This window comes from Phaeodactylibacter luteus, assembly GCF_007993045.1.
GTDB classification, from domain to species: Bacteria; Bacteroidota; Bacteroidia; order Chitinophagales; family Saprospiraceae; genus Phaeodactylibacter; species Phaeodactylibacter luteus.
The window spans coordinates 70,214-92,551 of sequence record NZ_VOOR01000004.1; the positions used below are offsets into that span (position 1 = coordinate 70,214).

Annotated in this window: 17 protein-coding genes; 5 read left to right on the forward strand and 12 right to left on the reverse strand. The window is 50.0% G+C overall.

The annotated features are described in order from the left end of the window. Positions 1-377: 377 nt before the first annotated feature. Both brxL and pglZ read right to left on the reverse strand, forming a co-directional pair. The gene (gene brxL / locus FRY97_RS02825) at positions 378-2,411 is read right to left on the reverse strand and encodes a BREX system Lon protease-like protein BrxL (protein WP_147165999.1); all 2,034 of its coding nucleotides are present in this window, start codon (positions 2,409-2,411) and stop codon (positions 378-380) included. Further along, positions 2,411-4,909, reverse strand: a complete 2,499-nt coding sequence (gene pglZ, locus FRY97_RS02830; RefSeq protein ID WP_147165909.1) for a BREX-1 system phosphatase PglZ type A — start codon at positions 4,907-4,909, stop codon at positions 2,411-2,413. The genes brxL and pglZ overlap by 1 nt, the downstream gene beginning before the upstream one ends. A 213-nt stretch (positions 4,910-5,122) precedes the next feature. Between pglZ and FRY97_RS02835 the strand changes: the two genes are divergently transcribed. Genes FRY97_RS02835 through FRY97_RS02845 form a run of 3 tightly spaced genes read left to right on the forward strand, consistent with a single transcriptional unit; the run spans position 5,123 to position 8,708 of the window. Continuing rightward, a complete protein-coding gene (locus tag FRY97_RS02835) occupies positions 5,123-5,674 on the forward strand; it encodes a hypothetical protein (RefSeq protein WP_147165910.1) in 552 nt (183 codons plus the stop codon). Positions 5,675-5,697: 23 nt separating this feature from the next. Next, entirely contained in the window at positions 5,698-7,827 is a 2,130-nt protein-coding gene (locus FRY97_RS02840; RefSeq protein WP_147165911.1) for an AAA family ATPase, read from the forward strand. Beyond that, positions 7,827-8,708, forward strand: coding sequence for a DUF3226 domain-containing protein (locus FRY97_RS02845; RefSeq protein WP_147165912.1), 882 nt, complete (start codon positions 7,827-7,829; stop codon positions 8,706-8,708). The genes FRY97_RS02840 and FRY97_RS02845 overlap by 1 nt, the downstream gene beginning before the upstream one ends. Before the next feature lie 45 nt (positions 8,709-8,753). Here FRY97_RS02845 and FRY97_RS02850 read toward each other — a convergent pair whose 3' ends face one another. Together FRY97_RS02850 and FRY97_RS02855 are read right to left on the reverse strand one after the other, a co-directional pair. Continuing rightward, a complete protein-coding gene (locus tag FRY97_RS02850) occupies positions 8,754-9,023 on the reverse strand; it encodes a hypothetical protein (protein WP_147165913.1) in 270 nt (89 codons plus the stop codon). Between the two features lie 380 nt (positions 9,024-9,403). Further along, positions 9,404-9,664, reverse strand: a complete 261-nt coding sequence (locus FRY97_RS02855) for a hypothetical protein (protein ID WP_147165914.1) — start codon at positions 9,662-9,664, stop codon at positions 9,404-9,406. A 311-nt stretch (positions 9,665-9,975) separates the two neighbouring features. Here FRY97_RS02855 and FRY97_RS02860 point away from each other — a divergent pair, with 311 nt between their 5' ends. Further along, positions 9,976-10,197, forward strand: a complete 222-nt coding sequence (locus FRY97_RS02860) for a hypothetical protein (RefSeq protein WP_147165915.1) — start codon at positions 9,976-9,978, stop codon at positions 10,195-10,197. Positions 10,198-10,199: 2 nt separating this feature from the next. Further along, a complete protein-coding gene (locus FRY97_RS02865) occupies positions 10,200-10,568 on the forward strand; it encodes a putative toxin-antitoxin system toxin component, PIN family (RefSeq protein ID WP_147165916.1) in 369 nt (122 codons plus the stop codon). A 275-nt stretch (positions 10,569-10,843) separates the two neighbouring features. Here FRY97_RS02865 and FRY97_RS02870 read toward each other — a convergent pair whose 3' ends face one another. The 8 genes from FRY97_RS02870 to FRY97_RS02905 all read right to left on the reverse strand — a co-directional run bounded on the left by FRY97_RS02870 (position 10,844) and on the right by FRY97_RS02905 (position 22,304). Next, positions 10,844-11,305, reverse strand: coding sequence for a hypothetical protein (locus tag FRY97_RS02870; protein ID WP_147165917.1), 462 nt, complete (start codon positions 11,303-11,305; stop codon positions 10,844-10,846). Further along, positions 11,302-11,730, reverse strand: coding sequence for a helix-turn-helix domain-containing protein (locus FRY97_RS02875; protein WP_052456593.1), 429 nt, complete (start codon positions 11,728-11,730; stop codon positions 11,302-11,304). The genes FRY97_RS02870 and FRY97_RS02875 overlap by 4 nt, the downstream gene beginning before the upstream one ends. Then, positions 11,727-12,221, reverse strand: coding sequence for an uS9 family ribosomal protein (locus FRY97_RS02880; RefSeq protein WP_147165918.1), 495 nt, complete (start codon positions 12,219-12,221; stop codon positions 11,727-11,729). Before FRY97_RS02880 ends, FRY97_RS02875 begins: the two co-directional genes overlap by 4 nt. 143 nt (positions 12,222-12,364) lie before the next feature. Next, positions 12,365-13,786 carry a PD-(D/E)XK nuclease family protein gene (locus tag FRY97_RS02885; RefSeq protein WP_147165919.1) on the reverse strand — a complete coding sequence of 474 codons (1,422 nt, stop codon included), beginning with the start codon at positions 13,784-13,786 and terminating at the stop codon, positions 12,365-12,367. 33 nt (positions 13,787-13,819) lie between these two features. Beyond that, the gene (gene pglX, locus FRY97_RS02890; RefSeq protein WP_147165920.1) at positions 13,820-17,434 is read right to left on the reverse strand and encodes a BREX-1 system adenine-specific DNA-methyltransferase PglX; all 3,615 of its coding nucleotides are present in this window, start codon (positions 17,432-17,434) and stop codon (positions 13,820-13,822) included. Positions 17,435-17,488: 54 nt separating this feature from the next. Next, positions 17,489-21,049, reverse strand: coding sequence for a BREX system P-loop protein BrxC (brxC, locus tag FRY97_RS02895; protein WP_147165921.1), 3,561 nt, complete (start codon positions 21,047-21,049; stop codon positions 17,489-17,491). A 26-nt stretch (positions 21,050-21,075) separates the two neighbouring features. Then, complete coding sequence (locus FRY97_RS02900) at positions 21,076-21,672, reverse strand: DUF1788 domain-containing protein (RefSeq protein ID WP_147165922.1); 597 nt, start codon at positions 21,670-21,672, stop codon at positions 21,076-21,078. Further along, a complete protein-coding gene (locus tag FRY97_RS02905; protein ID WP_147165923.1) occupies positions 21,672-22,304 on the reverse strand; it encodes a DUF1819 family protein in 633 nt (210 codons plus the stop codon). The genes FRY97_RS02900 and FRY97_RS02905 overlap by 1 nt, the downstream gene beginning before the upstream one ends. Positions 22,305-22,338 lie beyond the last annotated feature (34 nt).

The following is a 22,338-nucleotide window of genomic DNA, read 5'->3' on the forward strand; positions in this document are numbered from 1 at the left end:
CAGGCCTGCCGCCCCTTCGCAGCGCTAGGCCGGTGCCAGGCTAGAGCCCCAAAAGCATAAACACCTGAGATATTTTGGTTCACACCCGACCTCATTTTGGGTAAAATCGAACTAAAAAAGGCATCAGATTTTGTCTTTTGTGATCTCGTAGGCCCCATTTTTACTGGTTAAACGGCCAAATTGAGAATTGTTGGCGGATAGCCCTGATCTGTTCGCTCTATTTTTGCAGTGCCTCCTTTTTGGCCTACGCCGTAATAATGGGTTACTTTTTTAAAAGACTCTTTGTGCTGTTTTATAGCCAAAATACATGTTTTTTTTAAGTATTATCTCTAACACATAAGGGTTAAGCGTAACGACCTAATTTCTACACTTAAATCCTATACCCGCACATAAGTCACCTCAAACCCCTTACACATCCGCTCCTCCTGCAGTGCATTCGCCAGGTTGAAAGCGTCCTTGTAGTCGTAGCGCTGGAAGATGTCCAGCCCGCGGTCAAGCAGGATTTTCCAACCGGTGTCTGTTTCTATAGAGCGGGCGTGTTGGGTGCCTTGTGGTTCGATCTCGTAGTCCATATCGATACCGGTACCCTGAAGATGAGTCTGGACTTGTATGAGGAGGCTGTCCGCTTCCTGTTTCTCCCCTGACTCGGCGTTGGTGAATACCTTTAGCCGGATTTCATCACCGACCGGCTTGATCCGGTATAGCATTTCGCAAAACTCCATCAGGTTTTTGACCTGGTGGAATTTCCGGAGGTAAGGGTCGATCAGGTGTATTTCGGTGGCGCCTTTGAGATAGGGTGCAAAGAGCCGCTGATAACTGATGCCTTTCTGGTTTTCCTTGATCACGATGTGCTGCTCCTCGGGCTCAGGGGCTGAGGGTGCCTTGCCTGGAGCAGCCTGGTCTTCAGCCGTGGTGGTTTCTTCTTCCTCTTCGGACATCTGGCGCACTAAATTATACTGAAGCTCTTCCAAGGTGAATACTTCCACCCGCTTGCCCGTCTCCAGGTCCTTATACGCAAACCGCACCTCCCGCTCCCGGAAGGTCTCGTCCATCTTCATGAGCTGCAACTTGACGCGGCGTCGGCTCTCGATGGCAAATTCCAACAGCTCTTTGACCTCTTCTTTTGTACACGACTGGTGCGGGTACAATACTTTCATGAGTCCGCTAAAGGTCTTTTGGATGGCTACCTTGTCACGGGTGGTGATGGTGTCGTCTAATTTGAAGTAAGCATTGTAAGCATCCGAGTAGTCCAGTGTGCGCATATACCGCAGTACCTCCGCCAGGTAATCGACTACAAAACCAAAGCCCTGAGTAAACATCTCTCCCCGGATAATTTCCACTTCCCAACCGGGCAGATAACTGTGCAGGCGATCCAGAAAGGCCGTGTCGTAATAGGCAGGAGGAAGTTGTTCGAATAAATCAGAATGCTTGAGCATGTAAGCCACTGACCGCTTGGTATTACCGATGAAAGACATGGAAGCTTCTGCCCCCATTGACTCCCTGCCCCGGCTAAAGCTCTGATTGGCCATATAGTTTTTCATGATATCCACCAGCCCTTTGGGGATGCGCTTGTCCGGGCCGGCAAACTCATCGAAGGCAACGGAATCCCAGTAACCGACCAAGCCAATCTGGCCGGTGCTGTTGTTGACAAACAGCTTAGCGGCTGTGACCTCGCCTCCGGAAATCAGCATGCCGTGAGGCGAAAACTCAGAGAAAATATGGGACTTACCGGTTCCCTTGGGCCCCAGCTCTATGAGGTTGTAATTGCGCTCGCAGAAAGGGATCAGCCGGGTGAGCTGCAGCAGCTTATTGCGTTGCCCGAAGTGTTCCGGGTTGAAACCAATGCTTTGCATCAGAAAACCAGCCCACTCTTCCGTTGTAAACCGGGCTCTTTGCTGCTTGTATTGCTCAAAGTCAAAATTGGACAACTGTATTGGCTTGACTTTTTCAATCAGCCAGGGCGTAGCATCCCGCTCATCGGAGGGGAAGTAAGCCATATCGATCAGGCACCATACGCCACCGGTGAGCAGCTTTGGGAACTTTCGCACCCAGTCGTCTGATATGACGACTTTGCGGAGCCCCAGATTGGTAAAGGAGGCCTCGTGCACATCCCGGCGGTCATTGAGTGCTACGGTGATGCGGTCAATTATCCGGTAATTGCCCTTATCCCGGATGGTGGACTTGACCAACTCGGCTTCCTCCCGGTGCACATAGTGCCGGTTGATGATCTTGCGCACATTTTCGACGCCCTTTTCAATGGAGGCTTCATCGTCTGTAGCGCAGTATTGCCCCAGCAGGTATTCCAATACGTAAGTCGGGACCACAGCATTACCTTTGACTTTAGCGGTCAGGTCTTTGCGTACCACACGCCCGGGAAAATGCTCGTTAATCTTTTCGTCTAGTGTAGGTATCATAGGTCAAATTCATCAAAGTCTTTGTCAAAAGCGATCAGCATGGTGAAGGCGTACTCCTGGTAACGGCTGCCCGACTCGTCTTCCATCCGGAGGTAAACTTCCTGATTTTGGAACTGCTCCGCTTCCTGGGTGAACTGGAACGTCAGTTTCTGCTCTCTTAGCCGCTCTTCTGTGGCCGTGCTGCCGAAAACAACTTGCTGTGCATCGGAGATCAGCTTTCCGGAAGGCGCCACAAAACTAATCCTTAAAGTGCGTGGACGGGCCTTGCCGCCTACAGGCTGCGTTTGATAGAAGGAGAGTACAACCTGGTAGGTGGTAATGCGGCTCACCGTTTTGATGAGTTCCACATCCACCCCTCTGATTTCGTCTGCCTTGTTCCGTGTCTTTTTGAAATGGATCAAAGGAACCAGGCACTCCTGTAAACTTAGCCCTCCGTGGACGTACCGGCTGCCGGAACCAGACTGCCGCATGCGGTTGACGGAGTTGGAAAAGGCCACTTCGAGATTCCCGTCCAGCTCTAACTCGGCAGCAGCCGATAGCGTAACGCCTTTCTCCGCCGATAACGCCTGCCCTAATACAAAGCGGCGGTCTTGCTTGTGGATATCCCCTTGTACCTTCACGTTGGAAAAGTCGCTCTCCGCGATGGGGGTGTACTGATACAGATATCCATGATCGGCCGTTATCAGGACATTATTACCATTGATATTCGCAATTTTAGTGAGCAGCTCAATGATATGCTCAAACTCCTCCTCGGTACGGCGGAAGACTTTTTCTTCCTCCTGTTCGCCCGCCTTATCGATGGTGTTGGAGTAAATGTACACAACCTGATAGGGCGCTACCCATTTGCGTCCGGTGTGAGAAGGGGATGCGGCTTTCTTGAAATCTGCTGCTGTAATGGCAATTGCTTTCCCTTGTGCTGCCTGCTTCAGTATTTTATCCCGGTTGCGGGTGCCCTGTGTGCTCACGCCATCTGCCCACACCACCCCGTCCGGCTTCAGCTCCAGCTTTTCATGAGGCAATAGCGCAGCCATCCCCAATTGAGTATAGGTCGGTGCTGCCGCTACCATGGGCTCCAGGTTAGCCTCAAACCGGCTCACTTGCATTAGCCGGTCCGTTAATTCTGCCCCTGATTCGTAGCGCAGGGCATCTGAGATGATGACGAAGATTCGGTTATCCCGGTCCAGAAAGGGCTGTACCGCCTCTTTCCAGAACTGCCGCTGCTGCCGAATACCGAGCGCTTTTAAGCAGGACGCATTGCCCAGGGCTTCCTGCCAGCGGTCACCCAGCCTGAGCAGGAAGCGATTGGTGTACAAGCGCTCAATCTTTTCCTGCAACTCCAGGAGCAGCCCCTGTTCCCCCGCCTGCTGAAAGCTCAGGATGAAGTTGCGGTAGCGCATATCAATTTGATACAGCTGCTTGCTGTACCGCTGTGCAGCATCCGGGGCGTCATCGAAATGCAGGTCTAATTTATCCTGATCCTGCAGGAACAGAATAGCATGCTCCAGCGCCTTGTAGTGCGCCTCATACGTTTCCGCCCAGTAGGTGAAGCGGCGGCGGTTGATATACCCCAGCATTTTTTTGTAGTCGGGTTGATCCCTAAGGAGGTTGTCCCTTATCTGCCGGAGTATCTGCTGATCGAAGGCTTCATAGGTATCGTAATCGAGCAGGTCTTGTACAGGTCTGTCCATAATCCAGTCCTGTACATGCCACTCTTCCGCAAACCGGCGGGAGAACCACTCGAAAGCTTCTTTTTTGGAGGCACTGTCCTTCCAGCGCTTCATGAATACCATGGCGTCATTATTCAGCCTTGGCGTTTCGCGCTCCAACAGGGGGCTTGTTTCTGTCTGAAACAGGGCTTTGGCAACATCCAATATGGAAGGCGACTCGTGCTGATATCCGAAACGGCGGCGCAGCGCCTCCCAAAGCGGCGGCAATAATGCGTATTTCTCTAAATCCTGAAAGCCGGGCTGTTCCTGCCCCTCTGCGGCCTCTGACAATAACTCCAGCAGCATAGCTTCTGCATCAGGAGGGGTACCCAGGGTAGCAGCGATGATTTTTTGAGCATAACGTTGCGGCGTTTCCTCTGCCGGTCGGGTCAACCGCTGCAGCGCTGCCCGCCGGTCTTTGGCATGAAAGAATGCAATATGCTTAGACACCAATGGCTTGAATGCTATATCCAGCCCCAGCTCCTGCAGATACATAGCCGAGGCATCCGTAGTGAAGACATGGTTGGCCAGACAAAGGTCCAGGAGCCAGTTGTGCTCATTTTCCGGGCGGGCATAAGGAAAGAAAAGCAGGAATTTTTCCTTAGGCGCTTTTCGGAGGACCAGGTATTTGATCCGGAATTCATCGTGCTCTACCTTAATTTTATTGACCTCAGGCAGCACGACTGCATTGAACTCGGACTCCATTTCCACGGCTTCTTTGCCGCCATACCAAAGGACAATACGCTTATCATCGAAAATCTGCTTAAGGGAATGCTCTATTCTATTCATGCACGGGTTTTGTAGTCCGTGCTAAGCTAAGGAAAATAGGGAAAACCTTAGGCTAAATCGAGGATTCCCAATCATAGGTTAGTATCCTACATACGTCTATCTTGTCTTTTATCATTTAGCTTGCCATCCAACCGGGCTTTAGAAAAAAGCCTTTTAAAGCAACACTTTCTCTCTATTTTATCGTTAATTTAGGAAAACAAGCCGCTTTTGCACATGGAAGCCCTGCGAACTCTTCAAGTCCGAATTACCGGTGAGCGCAACAAACAGTCGTTGCGGCCACAAGATCTTGATATCGATGAACTGATCAAGGCATTGGAGTATAGCCGGGATTTAGTTGCTCCCGACGGCAAATCCAGGCCTAACATTCTTGTAGAAGTCGAAGAAGGCAGTGTATTGCTAAAGCTTACCACAGCAGCGATGCTTGTCATTTCCACACAAGCATTGCTCACCGAAGTGCAAAAAACGTTTAATAAGTCCATCTTAGCGCCTAAGCAGGCCGCTGCCCTCTCTTACTTTGATACGCTGGCGCAAAAAGAAGGATTTGATATTTCCTTTGGTACGACCACCGACGAGCCCGCGCTTACAATCAATAGAGAAAACGTTTGGGCGGATGCTCCGGAAGAAGCCGAATCCGACTACCTGAACCGGCTTATAGAGGAGGCTACGCCGCACTGGGTATCAATTGGAGATACGGACGCGTGGTTGAAGTCCGTTCGGGCTCATAACGATCAACTATATCCGACAAGTTCAAATCCTTCTATCTAACTTCCCGTAAATGCGAGTTCATCATGAATACCATTGTCAGACATATCAACCGGTTTGTACTTGACCCCAATAATTATCGCTTTAGGGATAGCTCTGGATACCTGCCAGTCAGTGAGGATAAAGTGGAAGATCCCAAAATACAACAACGAACCTACAATTTGCTTGTTGGTAAAAACTATGAACAGATTTCGGACTTAGTCGACTCTATGAAAGAGAACGGCTTTATTCCGGTTGACCAAATACAAGTAAAAGCCCTCTCATCTGACAATTACTTAGTTCTGGAAGGGAACCGGCGGATTGCTACATTAAAATATCTGTTTAACGAATTCAAAAAAGGCAATGATGTCGGTAAACTAACCGAAAAAAGCTTCCGCAGCGTAGAAGTTGTCCTTAATTCAGATGAAGACTTAGCGGCCCACCTGGTGATAATGGGGCTCAAGCATATCAACGGCAACCGCAAATGGAAAGCGGTCAATCAGGCGCAGCTGATACAGGATTTAATCGAAATCCATGGAAAGTCGGAGGACGAAGTTTGCCGTTCTCTGGGAATTACCAAACAGGCATTACGCCGGGCAAGACGCACCCTGGCTTTCATCAACCGATACAAAGACAGCGACTATGGCGATCAGTTTAGCAGTGGAATGTTTTCCATTTTTGAAGAAGCCATTTCTAAACGTAATATGAAGGAATGGCTGCAGTGGAATGACGAATTGCTAATGCCTCAAAATGCCGGTAATGAAGAGCGGTTCTTTTCATGGGTTTCTTATGATGAGGTCAATGAAGGAGAAGGAGACGACATCCATATTGTCAAAAAAGAACCCATTATCACCAAGTACACACAGGTACGCGAGCTTAACAACTTTATACTTGACGAAAAGGCCGTGGCCCACATGGAGCATAGCCGCAGTATAACGCAAGGGTATTCATTTAGCGAAGCTGTGGCCGAGTCCAAGTTCAAAAACGCCCTAAGCAATCTGCAAAGCAATGCTCAGGCACTTTTTAATTTCAGTGAATTTATGGGGCAGACCGACTTGGATGCTGTAGCTGCAGTAAGAGATAAAATCGCACGACTCATTCCCGAAAATGGCAGCCGGGTTCGATATGGTGACGATATTCGCCCTCATTACTTGTTCCGCTTTACTGAAAAGCACTTTTCTGCGCTACACATCGAACGCTACAACAGACTATTCGACCTGAAACTCAAAGCGATCAATCAGGTTAACATTATAGCAGGCATTAACAATTCAGGTAAAACCTCCTTGCTGGAAGCCGTCTACAGCCTGACTCAACTGAATAATATTAAGGCCTACCTGGACATCGTCCGCTACAGGGGCAAATTTTATCAGGGGCTCAATACACAGTGGGTCGTCCGGCACCTTGGCGGCTCCATGAAAGTCAGTGGCGTTTTCAATGAGCGGCCCGTTTACTGGGAGCTCAGCCAGGAAGAAACAGACGATGACATTGATAAAACCCAGTACTTAAATAGTATTGTTTTACAAGCTCAGGTTGAGCAGGAAGCGTATGAAAGCACTGCTCACTTGTTTCAGGAAAAAGACAGTACGCTTTACTACAGAGAAATATTTGCCCTCTGCCGGTCCGCATTTACAAGCCCCTATCAGCATAATTATCACTTGCTCCGCCTGGCGCATGCACATGCTGTTCGGGAAAAAGTGATCGGTGATATTCTCCGGTTTTTGCGGGAGAAGGTGGACCCTATGCTGCAGGATATAGAATTGGTGGAAATTGCGGGTGAAAGCCGCTTTTACGTCAGTGCTCAAAATCATGACCAAAGCGTGGATATCACCCAATACGGAGAAGGGGTACAACGAATATTCGAAATCGCCCTGCTTACCGCTTATTGCAGTAACGGTGTACTCTGTATAGACGAATTTGAAAGCGCTATACACAAAGACCTACTCGTCAGCTTCACTATGTTCTTACAAGATTTGGCGAATCGCTTCAATGTACAGATATTCCTTTCCACTCACAGCAAAGAGTGTATCGACGCCTTTGTAGAAAACGATTTCAAAAATGACCAGATCACAGCCTATGTACTCCGTGTAGGTGAAGAAGGGAACATAAAGGCCAAATACCTTGAAGGGACCCGCCTGGAGCGCCTCGTTGACAACATGAACATAGATATCCGAGTCTGATGAAATTCATATTTGCATTCTGTGAAGGACCTCACGACGTTGCTTTTCTTTACAAAATCCTGAAATCGGAGGGGTACGTCAGCCACAATAAAAAACTAGGAGAATACCCAGCTCCAATCAATAACTTTTTGGTTAACGAAGCTACGCACAGTTCGCTCGAAGAAGTTAACCTTCAGTCAGCTACCCAGCGGCTCCTTCCTGCTGAAGTTATGAGAAAAGCAGATCCTGAACGTTTGATATTCTTATATGCCCTGGGGGGAGACAGCAGAAGCGCCGAACGTTTAAGGATTCTTCGCTTTTTACAGGATAGCTTCGCCATTTCCGATCCTGATGCGCTTTTTCCAGGCGAAGAACACAACGCGGCCGCTATTTATTTTTTTGATGCTGATGAGGCGGGTATACAAGCCCGATTTGATATAATCAATCGGGAACTTACTGAATTATGGGACGAGCCCACTCCGCTTTTATCTCCTGAAGATCTGATCGCAGAAGTTAACGGCCTACAAGTCGGTGGTTTTATTTTTTCAGCGAACGAGCAGAATACGGGGAAGCTGGAAGATGCTCTACTCCCATTAATGCGGCTTGAAAATGAGGCGATCTTCGATGCCGCTCAGGCCTTTCTTGATGAGCACTATAATGCCGATCGCTGCAAAAAGCTCCGGTGGAGACCGGATACGGAAACCCAAGTCATGCAGGAAACCCGCTCCAGTCGCCGCCTAAAGTATGACCGCGATAAATCCATCATTGGGATTGTTGGCCAACTACAGCAATCTGGCAAGGGTAATGGCCCCATCATTAGAGACACAGACTTCATCAACTTGCAAAAGTTGCAAAATCATGTTGTCTGCCAGGCAATAGTTAGATTCATTCGGAGGCTCTAACAATCTGTTGGAATAGTAGGCTCAACGAGCATTAGGCAGCACGTTTTATTCCGTAATCATGATCAAAGCTCCGCCCAACACCACCTCCAATTCCACCACCTCCCGAAGCCGCCAGTCATAAGTACCGCCTAGCCGAAGGCTGACTTCTGCTTCGGTTATGCTCAATGCCCGGGCAAGATCACTTTCCGACCAGCTCCGCTCCTGCAGAAGGGTATAAATCCGTTGGGAAAGGTCCAGATTCAGGCTCACAAAGCGTTCGATAGGCTCCGGGCCCTGCTCTGCAAAGAAGCTGGGAATATCAGGGTAAGTTTCCATACCCAGACCAACATCGATAAGGGTTCGGCAGTTCCCGGAGGCTACCCCCCACAAATTTTGCAGGCTGCGCCCTCCCGGCTACTCCCTGACCGCCCCTTACAGTTTTGATAATAGCGGCAGCCCCTGTTATGGCGCTTACCGGTTGAGCTGATCCAGTAACTACCCGTGGAAGTGGAGGGAGACTTGTAGGACGATCCGTAGCTCGATGATGAACGGCCGGATGTGCCGGAACTTCCCGACAGGTTGAAATCATCCGGATAATGATATACATCAATTTGGTCAGAAAGGCCAGCGTACTGAAGGGCTGAGCCCAGCATAATCCCATATTTGTAGTCGCTGCGGTCTTCGATAATCAGAATGATGCCTGGCTTTTTATTGAGCTACAGCCCGTACCAAAGAGATTGGCCAATGCTGTTTTTCCATTTGCTGGCCCGCTCTACTTCAAAGGCATGCGTAGCGGTGACCAGATCTGCCCGCCCGCCCTGAACAGACACTTCCTCCCGGCAATTCCAATGCCGGGCGATCCGGCTGATCACGTCAGCTTCAGACCGGATTTGGGCATTTGCACGTTGGAAAACAGTAGTGAGTAGCACGATCCATACAAGAATCCATCTAAACTTCAACATCCGCGCTGTGTGCATAAATCTGTTTTATATGAGGCTTTATCCAGGTATCCAAAGACGCTGAAACGTTACGCTTTATTGTGAAACGGCCGGCATTCAGACGATATAGCCTTTCAAATCAATAGACGGGCCCCTAAAGCAACATTCCGTTAGCCCGGAAACCTCTTGGTATAGGTGGTGACCAGCAAAAAACAGAAAAACCGCCAAACGTGCGCATTCCGGCAAAACCGGAAGAGGTGAGACGGATTTTAATGCGTTTGTCCTAATCCATGTGCTAAAGAAGGGTTGATAAACATCCGATTTCTGCGTATTTTTAACAAAAAAAGACCATGAGCGCAGCAAAAAAATTGACCAACCTCCAAATAGAACTGCTCGAAGTCTTTAAATACGACTTGAGTGAAACGCAACTAAAAGAGATTAGGGCACTTCTGGCAGATTACTTTGCGGAAAAAGTAACCCATGACATTGATCAGTTATTTGAAGCTGAAGGATGGGGAGCTGAAAAAATTGAAGAGTGGTCAAAGGAACATATGCGGACAAAGTATAACTGATCATGAAAGTTGTCCTTGACACCAACGTGCTCTTGATGTCTTTGCCTAAAATTTCAAAATACCGCCCTATTTTTGATGCGCTCCTTCAATCAAAATTCAGCCTCGCTCTGAGCAATGAAATCCTTCAGGAATATATTGAAGTGATCGGTCAGAAAACCACTGTGGAGATTGCCCAAAATCTTGCGGAGCTATTGCTGAAACTGGAAAATGTAGAACAGAAAGAAGTCTTCTTTCGATGGAATCTAATCTCAAAAGATCCTGACGATAATAAGTTCGTGGACTGCGCGGTGGCTGCGGGGGTTCAATACATAGTTTCCAACGACAATCACTTCAAAGTATTGAAAGCAGTAAAATTCCCTCCTGTATACTGACGATTAAGTGGTTTGCCACAGCAAACCTACTCAATGTCAGCATTTACGCTGGGAAGTGGCTTTCTCCGATGTCGCAAACCACTTCGTATTGCGTATAGAAATTATCGATGCAGATACATTTCTAGAGCAATTAGCCTCCTCTCAATAAGGTCATGCCCTGAAATAGCCTAATTCACTTTTTTAGCTCCCATAAAAACAGAAAACCCGCCAAACATGCGCATTCCGGTGAAACCGGAAGAGGCGAGGCGGGTTTTGATATCTTACCGAGTTTACGTTTAATCTGCCTCCAGCACTTTAAAGGGATCGACGACGGGTAAAATCACACCATCGAAAAAGGTGCCACGTGTACGCTCAAAGATGATGCCTCTGGCAGTGGAAAAAGCAATACCTAACAAGGTAGCACCCATCGCAGCATCAAGCTGCAAAGCGCCGTCTCCATCTTCTCTCGTAAAATCACTTAAGTTCTCAACTTTGAAATGAAACTCTATGCCATACTCGACTTTCACACCAAGTGGCTCATCATTATCGTCCTGTGCCTCCAGGGTGAAATACAGCCGAAACCTCGCCATGGTCCGCTCCAAATCAAAGGCCATTTCTTTAGCGATACCAAAGTTGAAACGGGAAAGCTTCTGAGGATCCTCCAGGAAGCTATCTGCTGTATCCAAATTAGCTTTAAAGATTTGAGTGCTAACCAAGTGGATTTTCTCCGGAATAATTCTGGGTTTTTTCTTGCTCATGCTACTTTCATCATTTGCTGATAAGCACCGGGGCCTTTGTCCACCTTACCCTCCACCGAATTATTTTTGTAATGAACCGACTTATCCACCAGCTGATTTGCATTAGCATGCACCTTAAAGGTCACATACTCGATCTGCTTGTACTGCTGCCTGGCTTTTTGTGGAGTCAAGATAATATCCTTACCCAAGGCTGCCTCCATTTTGGCAATACTGCGCAGCGTCAGGTTGTGGCTGCCGCTCAGCCATTTGCTGATTTCTGCGTTGGTTTTCCCCATCTCCTTCGCAAAGTCCTGCTGAGACCAGCCCCGCTCTTCCAAAAGAGCATAGACTTGCTGTGAAATATCGAGGTTCTTATCCACGAAGCGCTCCACGTCTTCTGGTCCGCGCTCGTTAAAGAAGCTGGCAATATCTTTGTAGGTATTCATATCTCGAGTTCTAATGATTGGTCATAAAGGAGTAAATCAGTCTCCGGATCAAGCGAAATATCGCCATCCATCTGTGCCTGACTTATAGCTTTTGTGAGCTTGTTGGCTAGAAAAAAGTGTGGCCGTACATTTGGGCAATCCTGGGCTGTAGCCGCAGTTTTTACACCGCCGTTGAACAGGAATACTGCAGAACGGCTCATCCACATACAATACAAACGTAAATGGCAATCTACATTTAGATAGCGGGGCGGGGGCGGTAGGGCACGGGCTTCTCCACCCCCGTAGCCTTCCGGCCGGAAATACCGAGGCTGCGCGCCCAACTCAGTGCCAAGTTTGCGCAGCCACGATCGGATAATATATAGTTCTTCTGATTTTGCATGCTCATTGATGAAATTAAAGAACATCGATTGCTCCTTTTCTTCAAAGCGTACCGTGTAAAAGGTCACTCTTTTAAAAGCTATCGCTTGTTCTATACTAACAAAGGTATTCATCAATAAGTTTATTTTCAAGGTTTTTAACTTAAAAGTTAAAAACGTGGTCAAATTTAACACCTCCTGCTCACAATTCCTACCACAAACGCTTCTTTTTCAGTGTGTGCTACTCGCAAAAAATCAGGAGTAGACACCTTTCACTCTTAGCCCTTGCTGCTCATTGCCCATTCCAAAGCCTCTAAAGCTTCCTCGAAATACTCACTTTCATGCTTAAAGAAAGCTCTATTCATGGCGTTTGTAAACCGCTCTTGCAAAGTAGCCCCCTCCGCTTTTTCTAAATCTAATTGAATCTCATAGATATGGTAGTAGGATTTGCCCAGAGTACCGCCGAAGGCTTCCTTGACTCTGGAACCATTCACACCAATGAGCTTCTTATGTCTTAGAGTCCTTTTCACCGCTTCTCCATGCACTGTGTTAGTTGGATGGTCTAGCTCAAAATAAACCACGCAAGTAGAATGAAAAACAATTCTGTCTAAATCTATCCAAAACCGGAACTTGTCTGCTAACTTATTGTACTTTTCTTCAAATGAACTTTCGCTCGGATCAAAGAAAAAATTGCGCTTACGTGCTGCCCGCCAGGGACGAGGTGGGTAGCCAAATTCTTTCATGGCATTAAAAACTGACCTGCACACGTAATCTAAAACCTCATAATCTTTCTGCTTAAGCTCCCTTATTGCTTCTTGCTTCGCTCTAAAAACCTCCAATAATTCCTCGCGGCTTTGTGTGTAATCGGTGCTCATATAAAAAGAATTGATGTTAGCAATGTATTCCTTGAGGAAGAGCAGGTGGCGGTCGTCTGATTCCAGAAAACTGCCGTGCAGGTTTTGGACTACCTCATCTACCAGTTCTTTATGCAGTATGCTGACGTAATAGCCATCCGGGGGGGCTTTCGTGGCTAAATCAGCGCCTGTGATGGAAAGTACAATCCCCAGTTTCTGATCAGCCTGTACGCTATTCCAGTATTCCTGCAGATCATTGTAGAGGGGAGCATAGACTTTGTTCTCAATAATGATCGCCCAGCTTGGCGGGGTTGGCGGGTCGTTCTCATCTTCTGTCTCAAGGGGGGCATCCTGAATGAGGAGATCAATCCGTTTGCCATTTTCTGTGGTTTGCTCCCGCTCTACCGTGTACTCGGCACTTTGAATTTCTTCTTTTAAGATATTGAAATTCCCTTTTAAATTCCGCTTGTATCCATATACTTGCAGCAGATTATGCAATGCAGCTTTTGCTAAGTGGTCTTTTTCCAACTTTCCTTCAAATAGTGCAAGGCGTGCCGTTCTACTATACCCTTTAATGACTCCATGATCTTCGATGTAAACCGAACGGCTGAGTTTTTCCCGCAGTGTATTGACATCAGCTTCCAATTTACGCTCATACACATTCAGCAGGCTTTCCAGAAACAGCGTGGAAAAGCCATGCTCTTCTTCTTTGTCAAAGTAGAAGCTCAGGAAGTTGCTGATTACGTTTTCCCAGCGGGGAAAGCCCGATATCTCAATCAGGTTCTTCCGCTGTTTGGGCACTTCCGGGAGGTCGTCAAAGAGGTTGTCCAGCCAGTTTAGGTCCATTGCTTGTTGTTTTTATCAATGCTGTCGGAGGTCTCACACCACCACCCCCCAGTCAAAATCCACCCAGTCAAAGCCTTCCACTTTTTTGCGGGCTTTGGCATCGTTGAGGCTGGTGACGGTGAGGACGGCCCGGCCCATCTTGTTGTAGTTCACCAGCACGCCGTCGTCCAGGTCGAGGGGGAGCTTGCGGGCGGCGAGGGGGTAGAGGATGTCGCGCTCGTACTGCCGTACGTCTTCCAGTATGGTGTCGATCTGATCGATGTCTTTTTGGGCCTGCGTCTGCTCGCGGGGGCTGCCGTCGGCCTTGAGGGTGATCTCCACAAGGGTGATGCGCTGGGCTTCGAGCTTGCGGATGAAGTCGCGCACGTAGTCGTTGAGCAGGCGGCTGACCGTGTCCGGGCGGTAGCGGTGCACGTACACGAGGGCCTGAAAGTGCTTACCGGGAGAGCTGAAGAGCCAGTAGATGGGGCGCTTCTTGTAGCGCTTGAGGTGGTCTTTGTAGAACTCCCGCACAAAGTAGCTGCGGATGTCCCGCCCGAGGGCGTTTTCCACAAACTGCAGGTTGGCTTCGAACTGCTCGGGGCCGAAGGCGGCTTCCAGAAAGCGGCGGAAGCGCCCGGCCACATCGTCCGGGAAGTAGTCTTCGGCCAGCAGGGGGATGATGCCGTCTTCGTCGGGCAGGAAGGTGGCGGTGTCGGGGCTCGTGCCGGTCTTACTCCAGTACTCGGGCAGGCCTTCCCCCGCATTGGCGAGGATGAGCCCGTCTTTATCCAGACTGTAGCGCCCCATCATGCAGCCTACGGCGTAGCTGATGAACTGGGCGAGGACTTCGGCATCATCGAATACGAGGGCGTCCTGCACAAACTGCTGCCGGGCCGCGCTGCCGACCGGGCAGTCCTGCCGTTTGGACAGCTTTACCGTAGCGGCCTTCAGCGCCTTGCGGTCGAGCTCCGACTGCAGGATGGTGATGTCTTCGAGGGGGACTTCCGGGCTGAGCTCCGCCTGCAAGCCGTAGAGATCAATGAAGATGCGGTTGAGCGCCTCCTCCTGCGCGTGCAGCTGCGCGAACTGCTCCCGCCAATGCGCCTGATAGGTGGCGTAGGCTTCGGACAGGGACCTGGCACCACCGCTGAGCAGGGGATGGCGCTGAAAGTCCCAGGAGGTTTCGTGGGCGTCCCAGTCGGATTTGGAGATTTCGATATTTTCTAAAGTTAGCTCATCTATAGACAGCGAATTATCTATTGAATACCTAATAGGCAATAATTTTAAATCTCCTACCTGAAAGTTAATTGTTGGGCTAAATACTTTAAGAAATTCTATAGTAAGTTTAGAATTAAGAAAGGCAACAAGGTAGTTTTTATATCTCTCTTCGGGAAAAGCCATTGAACCACCTACATCAAAGATACAGTTATAATTGACAGCCCTACTACTAAACCCAAAACTTGAGATTAAACCCCAAGTAATTCCTTTCCGGAAATAGTGCTTTTCAGATCTAGGAATATTTGGGTTTTTTCCGATCAAGGCTTCTCTTATTTGGGCTCCATCATTATGCCAGTTTACTACATCATTATAGTTTCCATACCACCTCCTGAAACCTCCTCCTTTTATATAAGGAAACCATTTTGCTCTGCTCTTTTTTGCATCTTCTGAATTAGCACTATAAAAGCTAATTGCTCCTAATTGTACTTCATTCCAGTTTCGAGTAAACCTATTGTTGTTTGTAGTCCCTAAACCTTGTCTCGGAATTCCTAGTTCTTCAAAGATATAATCTGATTTAAATGCGGAGATAAACGAATCACTCAACCAATACCCAATCGGGCTGCCCGGGATTTTTTGGAAGTCTTGCTGAGCTTTCAAGCTATACCTTCCATTGTTTTTCACCGGAAAGACTTTCGGTGCTTCCTTCTCTCTATCTAAATCGTCGATTGAGAGATACGAGTAAACACCCACTTCTCTAGAAGTTGGTTTCGAGTTTTGAAGAATAAAGCTTGTCGTTCCAAAAGCAATTCTCATTACATGCCACCCAAAATGGGTAAGGCTGCAGAACCTCAAGTTATTTAAGAGCCATAATCGTAGTTGTTCAAAGCTGGACAGAAACATCCAGCTCTCCATTGTGACTAAACCAATAAGTCCTTTGCTATATGTGGCTGTAGTCGCTCGCTGAATAAAACAGGAAAACAGATCAGACTTCGACATTGGGTAATTTTCTTTAACCCATTTTGAGAGCGCCGGGTTCATCTTCCCGCCCCCCATATACGGCGGATTGTCCACCACGCAGTGCACTTGCTGCCCCAGCTCCTGCAGCTGCTGCAGGGCGGTGTGCAGGTGCTGCAATCGGGTACGCAGGAAGACATCATTGGTCGCCCGGGTCTGCGCTACTGCTTGTAGTGCCTGTCCAATTTCCGCAGCATCCGCCTGCGGCTGTATCAGGGAGCCGAGGTTGGTAGCCTGCTGCAGGTGCTCCAAGTCCGTGCGCAAGGCATCTGACGGTTGCAGCCCGCAGGCTTGCAGGGCTTCGGCGGTTTCCTCCGTGCTAAGCGGCAAATCCTGAAACTGCAGGATGTGGGGGCGGGCCTCTTTTCGGAAAATCCGGCGATAGTAGCCCCGGGCTTTCATCATCAGGGCGAAGCCTGCGAGCTGTGCGGCCCGCTCATCGATCTCAAACCCACGCAGGTTGTGCTGCAGGATGAGCTGCGGGATTTCGCTTTTGCCGTAGCCTTCCTCCTCGTACATAAGGGTCAGCAGCTCAAAGGCATACAGCAGGATGTGCCCGCTCCCGCAGGCCTGATCCAGAAAGCGGATATCGGTCACGCTCTCGATGCGCAAAAAGTCGGCCGCCTGTGCCGCCGGGGAGTCGATGTAGTACGGCATGTGGGCGCGCAGCCCGGAGTTGGGGCGGTTTTGCAGCCACAGCTTGCCGAGGGTATTCTGCACCATATACTCCACAATCCAGCGGGGCGTAAACAGCTGCGTGGCGGCCGGCAGGTCAGCCGGGGCCACCCGCCCCTTGGCGGCAAACACCGCATCCTTCTTTTCCGAGATATAAAACTGGTACAGCCAGCCGATGATTTCCACATTTTGGGCATCGGTGCCCGACATGCCCTCCCGTACATCCTGCACAATGCTCCGGGCGCTGAGCAGGTCATTGGGCACGAGCAGCTCGGTATAGTCCTGCAGGCGCTGAAACATAAAGGGCATGGCGCGATGCCATTGGTTGCAGGCGGCAATGAGCAGCAGTTGGTAGGCTTCATTCTGCGGGTCGGCCGAGGGCAGCTCCCCGTTGAGCAGCTGCAGCACCCGCTTGCGGTCCACCGGCAGGTCCTCCTCGATCAGCCCCCGCTTGGCCTGCTGCAGGATTTCCGGCAGGGTCTCCCCATCGGCCGGGCTGAGCACCCGCGGGCGGGTGTAGTCGTTGGCATCCATAAAGCGCAGGGCCACCAGCCGGTTGAACCAGGTGTAGGCCACTTCCTCCACGAGGGCGGCTTTCCCTTTTTCCTCCAGCCCCCGCTTCAGCTGTTCGATTTGCTGCTTGCGTTCGCGCTGTTCGAGGCTATCGGTACGCAGCACCTGCTCCAGGCGGTTGCTGATTTGCTCGATCAGCTTGCGGCGGGCGTCTTGTGCGAAGGCTTTGAGGGTGGTGGTTTGCATGGGTGGTTATGCTTCGATTAGGGTTAGGAATTGTTTGACTTGCAGGAGCATAATTTACAACATAATATCCCGGTCCTTCTCCAGCTGCTCCAAATAAGCCGCCCGCAGTTGTTCCAGGTAGGCCTCCACATCCTCCGGCTTGCGCAGGTAAGGCTGTGGGAAGCGTACCTTGATGTGGGCTGCCCGAATGAACTTCCTCGGCGGCTGTACCGGGCGGGTGGCGCTTGGCGCAGCTTCCCCTGTTTTAGCAGCAGCAGTTTGCGGGTTCGCCTGTGGTTCAGGTGCCGGAGCAGACATCTGATACAACCGGGAAAGGCATTGCGCATACTGATGTTCTTCAAACTGCCGCACGAAATCCCGCAGGTTGGCGATGTGTGTGCTGCGGTCAATCTCCCCCATAGCCAGGTCAAAGGGGCGCAACAGTTCCGACTGCTGACTTTCCGAAAGGCTTTCAAAATGATCGACCTGACAGAGCTTTTCGCGGAGTTCCTGAATGACGGCCCGGGCTTTGTTCTTTTCGGCTTCGAGGGTATCCCGCAGCAGGCGCTTGCATGTATCCAGTTGCTCCTTGGCCAGTTGCATTTTTTGCCCGGCGTAGGGTCGGCTTTCCCCGGCTACCATTCTTAGGGCCTGCAGTTCCTCCTGATCGATGTACTGATTGTTGGCCTGCCCTCTTTCCAGAAAAAGGGTGATGTCATCGAGTATCTTGCGCTGCTGCCCGGCCATAAAAGACTTGATGGGGTCCAGCGTGTCTTCCTTAAAGTCTATCAGCTCGTCCTCAATTGCCTCAACCTGGTCAAAATACTTATTGTAGTTGGTCGCCGCCAGCTGATCGAGCTGCCTGGCATAAGGCTGCAGTACCTGTAAAAAAGGGTAGCGGTCCTGCTCCCGCAGCAGCTGCGTCAGCGCCGTGGCTTCCTGCCGCAGCCGCTTTTGAAAAGCCAGCGCAGCATCTTTGGGGTCGTTCCCTTCATTGGGCTCATTGAAAAGCTCCCGGTGCAGGTCTTTCAGGGCTTTAAGGCTGCGGGCATCCACTTCCGGCAATGGCTCGATGATGGTCTGTGGGCGCAGGCGGATGTTGGTCATATTCTGGAAAGCTGTTTGCTGATCCAGCAATTCACCATTCTCTTTCAGTTCCAGCTTATTGCGAACCATCAGGCGGGCGGTCAGGCAAAGGGTGCCCATTTCCGGCCAGCCGTAGGGCGCTTTGCTGAATTTGTCGAGCAGGGCAGAGATGGTAAGCCGCTCTCCCTGCCGGTTGCTTAACAAGGTGTGATCCAGCAGCTCCCGTTCCGCCTCGCTCAGGCTTTCATCGGTATGCCGGAAGAGGTCATCCGCCTGACTTTGCAGAATATTTTTTAGATCCTGTTCCGTGTAGCCCTGCTTCAGCATGCGCAGGTTCGGAAAAGCGTAGCTGATGAGTTCCTGTAAACCTTCCGTCACCCGGTTGCGGGCATTGGAAGATGGCGGGGCAGGCAATTCCTCCCCGTTGAGGATTAGTGTAGCCTTGCCCAGCATCCGTTCTGCGCGGGCGATCAGGCTTTTATACAGCTGATCATTGCTGGCTTTCTTGCGCTGCAAAATCTGATGGACTTCCTCTTTGAGCTGATTGGAGGTATTCTGACGGAAGTACTTGTCGACCTGTTTGTACATACGGATGTCTTTCAACAGGCGGTCGTCGGCCGGCAGTAAGGCCAGCAGTTCCCGGGTCGCCATAGTATGGGACTTCAGAATGGCGGGTGCCCCAAAGTGTTCGTGCTGCGGGCTGATGATATTCAGGCTGAGTTCTGCATCGCGACCAATCAGGGTGCCATCGAGCTTACGGGCAAACGAGTAATCCTGCTGATTGTCCTGATAGCGGATTTTGGTATCCCGGAACACATCTTTGTAGAGCACCTGTGCCAGCATTTCGTTGACTTCGGTAGTATCAATGGGCGTATGCTTGATCTCGTTTTCTATATCCTTCTCAATATTGGTCAGGTACTCATATTCCTCTCCGTTGCGCTGTATGTACGTTTCGTATTCCAGCCGGTTGAGGGCTTCCTGTACGCGCTTTTCGTGCTGATGCAGGTCGACCTGAAAATCCTCGATAAGCAGGATGGCAATATGCTTAAGCGTTGGTCGGAAACTCTTGACGAACTTGACCAGGAACAGCGCTTTGAGCACCCGCACCTGAAAAGGGTCCTCCACCAGGTTCTTTTCCGCTTTTTGCACGGCCGATTGTATTTCGCCAAGCAGGGAGCCCTGAATGCCATCGTACATACGGTCGAAACTGGCAATTTGAGGCACCGGCATGCCATTGGCAATCATACTTTTGACCACATCCTGGAAAACGCCCAGCATGGAGCGCTCCCCTACCGACTGATGCTTCCCCTGAAAGGCATTCTGTACGGAAAGCCCTCTTATGCACTCCTGAAACAGGGAGAACTGATAAGGCAGGAAGGGGTAGGTGCGCAGAAAATGGGTATCACTTTCGTAGCCACGGTAGGCCGTTCCGCCTTCGCTAAAGTGGAAGAGTGTTTTGAAATTGTTCTGTTCGGCCTCGTATACCGGCTGCAGCCGGCTTAGCCCTTCCTCGTTTTTATCAAGGAGGCGGCGCTGAATGACCTCGTCCACATTCCCGCTCGTCAGGTTGACCCGGCAAGCGAAGCGAGCCTGAATTTTGGAGAAGTCATTGCTTTGCTGATCAGAAACCGCGCCTACCACGGCATCAATATCCTCCTGGGAAGTTACGAATATCCAGGCCTGCCCCTTGCAATGGGTGGCTAATGACTCGGCAATGGTCTGCAGGTTGGTCATCAGCTTGGTATTGTCGGCGATGTACTGCCCCACCTCGTCCACAAAAAAGTTCAGGCGAAAGCCAGGCTCCTGCTGATCGATGTAGTCTTTGACCATCATAGCAAAGGACTCAATGGAGACCTTGTAATCGTCCCGGTAGCGGTCGATGTAGCGGGCGGCTTCCTCTTTTGCGATACCTTTCACTTTTGCCAGCGCCTGGGCGAACTCGTCACCGGCCATTTTCAGGCGGTTGCGCCTTTGCTCCCAGCTTCTTCCTTTGCGGTCCGCACTTTGGAAAGCCGCTTTAAAGCCCTCGTAAAGCCCCTCGCTGTCGAGGTCGCGCTCCAGCTCCGCCACATAACCCAGCTTCGGGTAATAGCCCTGCATTTCATTGAAGACCTTCACGAATACCGACAGGACGGCATCCTCCTGGTCCTTGCTGATGATGTCGGCTTTCTGGTCGATGTTAAACAGGATACTTTTGGAAGGGATGCCCGCCGCTCGCTGCAGTTCGGCTTTCAATAGGGCGTCATCCACTTTTTCGCAAAGCAAATCTGCTGCCTGATGCCCGTCGAGGGTACGGTTTTCCAGCAGCAGGGAGAGCATCTTAAGCAGGTGAGACTTACCGGAACCAAAGAAACCGCTAATCCATACGCCATTGATACCCGCGTAGTCATTGTAGTAGTCAATGAAGTTTTGCGTCAGCTTTTTACGGACTTCATCCGTGAAGACGTATTCCCGGACTTCCCGGAGCAAGTGCTCGTCGTCGTCGGCTTTGATGACCCCCTCAATGGGGCGGGTAATGTCCTGCTTGAAAATGTCTTTTAAATGAGTCATATTTCCTGCTGAGTTGGTTAGAGCGATTACAGATTGATATTATCGAGATTGAACGCCCGGTAGTAGTTATCGTCTTTCAGGGTATCAAACAAACGCAAGTAAGAACCACTTCTGGAAGTGACGTAGGCCCCAGGGAAAAACATGATAGTGGGGGCTGTTTTCGCTATGCGCTGCAGGTTATTCAGCACATTGTGCGACCGGATGAAAGGAAAAACCTGCCCTACTCCGGTGATAAAAAGCACCTGATGCGCCCTCGCTTTTATCCGCCGGTCTATGGCCGGGATCATCTCCGTTTCCACATCGAGAATGGACTGCATCATTTCGAGAAACTCGGCTTTCGTGCTTTGTGTTTCCTCCTCAAAAACGTCTTCCAGGTCGTCTTCCTGCTGAATGATTTCTAAAGATAAATCAAATAGATTAATTTCTAATGTATCGATACCCAAAGTCTTCAGCCGCTTTTGCAGGGCATCAATGGCTTCGACAACTTCATTTTCCTGCGTAGCCGGATAAGGGGCGATGTAGAAGGGGATTTCATTGCCAATCGCCTCCATCTTCAGGAAGGCATCCTGCTGGATTTGCCGGGAGTAGTGTTCAAATTTTTCCGAAATATTTTCCTTTTGCATTACTTTATTCGGTTGATCAATTGCCTGATATCCCGGTCGGAGACCAGCAAATAACGCAACAATTTAGGGTCTTCGTCAATCAGCGCCTCGGCAACGTAGGTGGTCACTACCGGTGGTGTAATGACCCGCTCCTCCCGGTTGTTAACGATGCCGGCTTCTTCCATCATGCGGTAAAGCCGGGAGCGCAGTTTCTGGTAGGTCGAATCACTGACCTGTTGCAGCTTGGGCTCTTTGAGCGTCTGCGCTTCCAGGAACTCCGTATAGTCCGACTCGTGCACGATATACTCGAAGGCCTGAATTTTATTGAGCAGGACCTCGAGTGCAAATGCCCCGATAAATGGGTAGACCTTACAAGCCGCCACCCATAACAGCTGCTGTTGCTCAGTGAAGGTGCCTTCAGCAAGCCGTTCCATTTGCAGGGGCGTCATCTCTTTCAACCGGGTGCGCACCTCATAGAAAGACCGCACCGTCGTTTTCAGCTGATTCTTTTGCAGGGCATTTTCTCCAACCACCTCTGCCTGTACAGCCTCCCAATCCTTTAGATCAGCGTACAACTGTGCGATTTTGATGCTTTCCTCCACCTGCAGGGCAGCACCGGAAAAGGACAGTCTGTACGGACGGGACGCAGCCATTTGCTTCTGTTTTTGTGCCGCCCAATATAGTCAA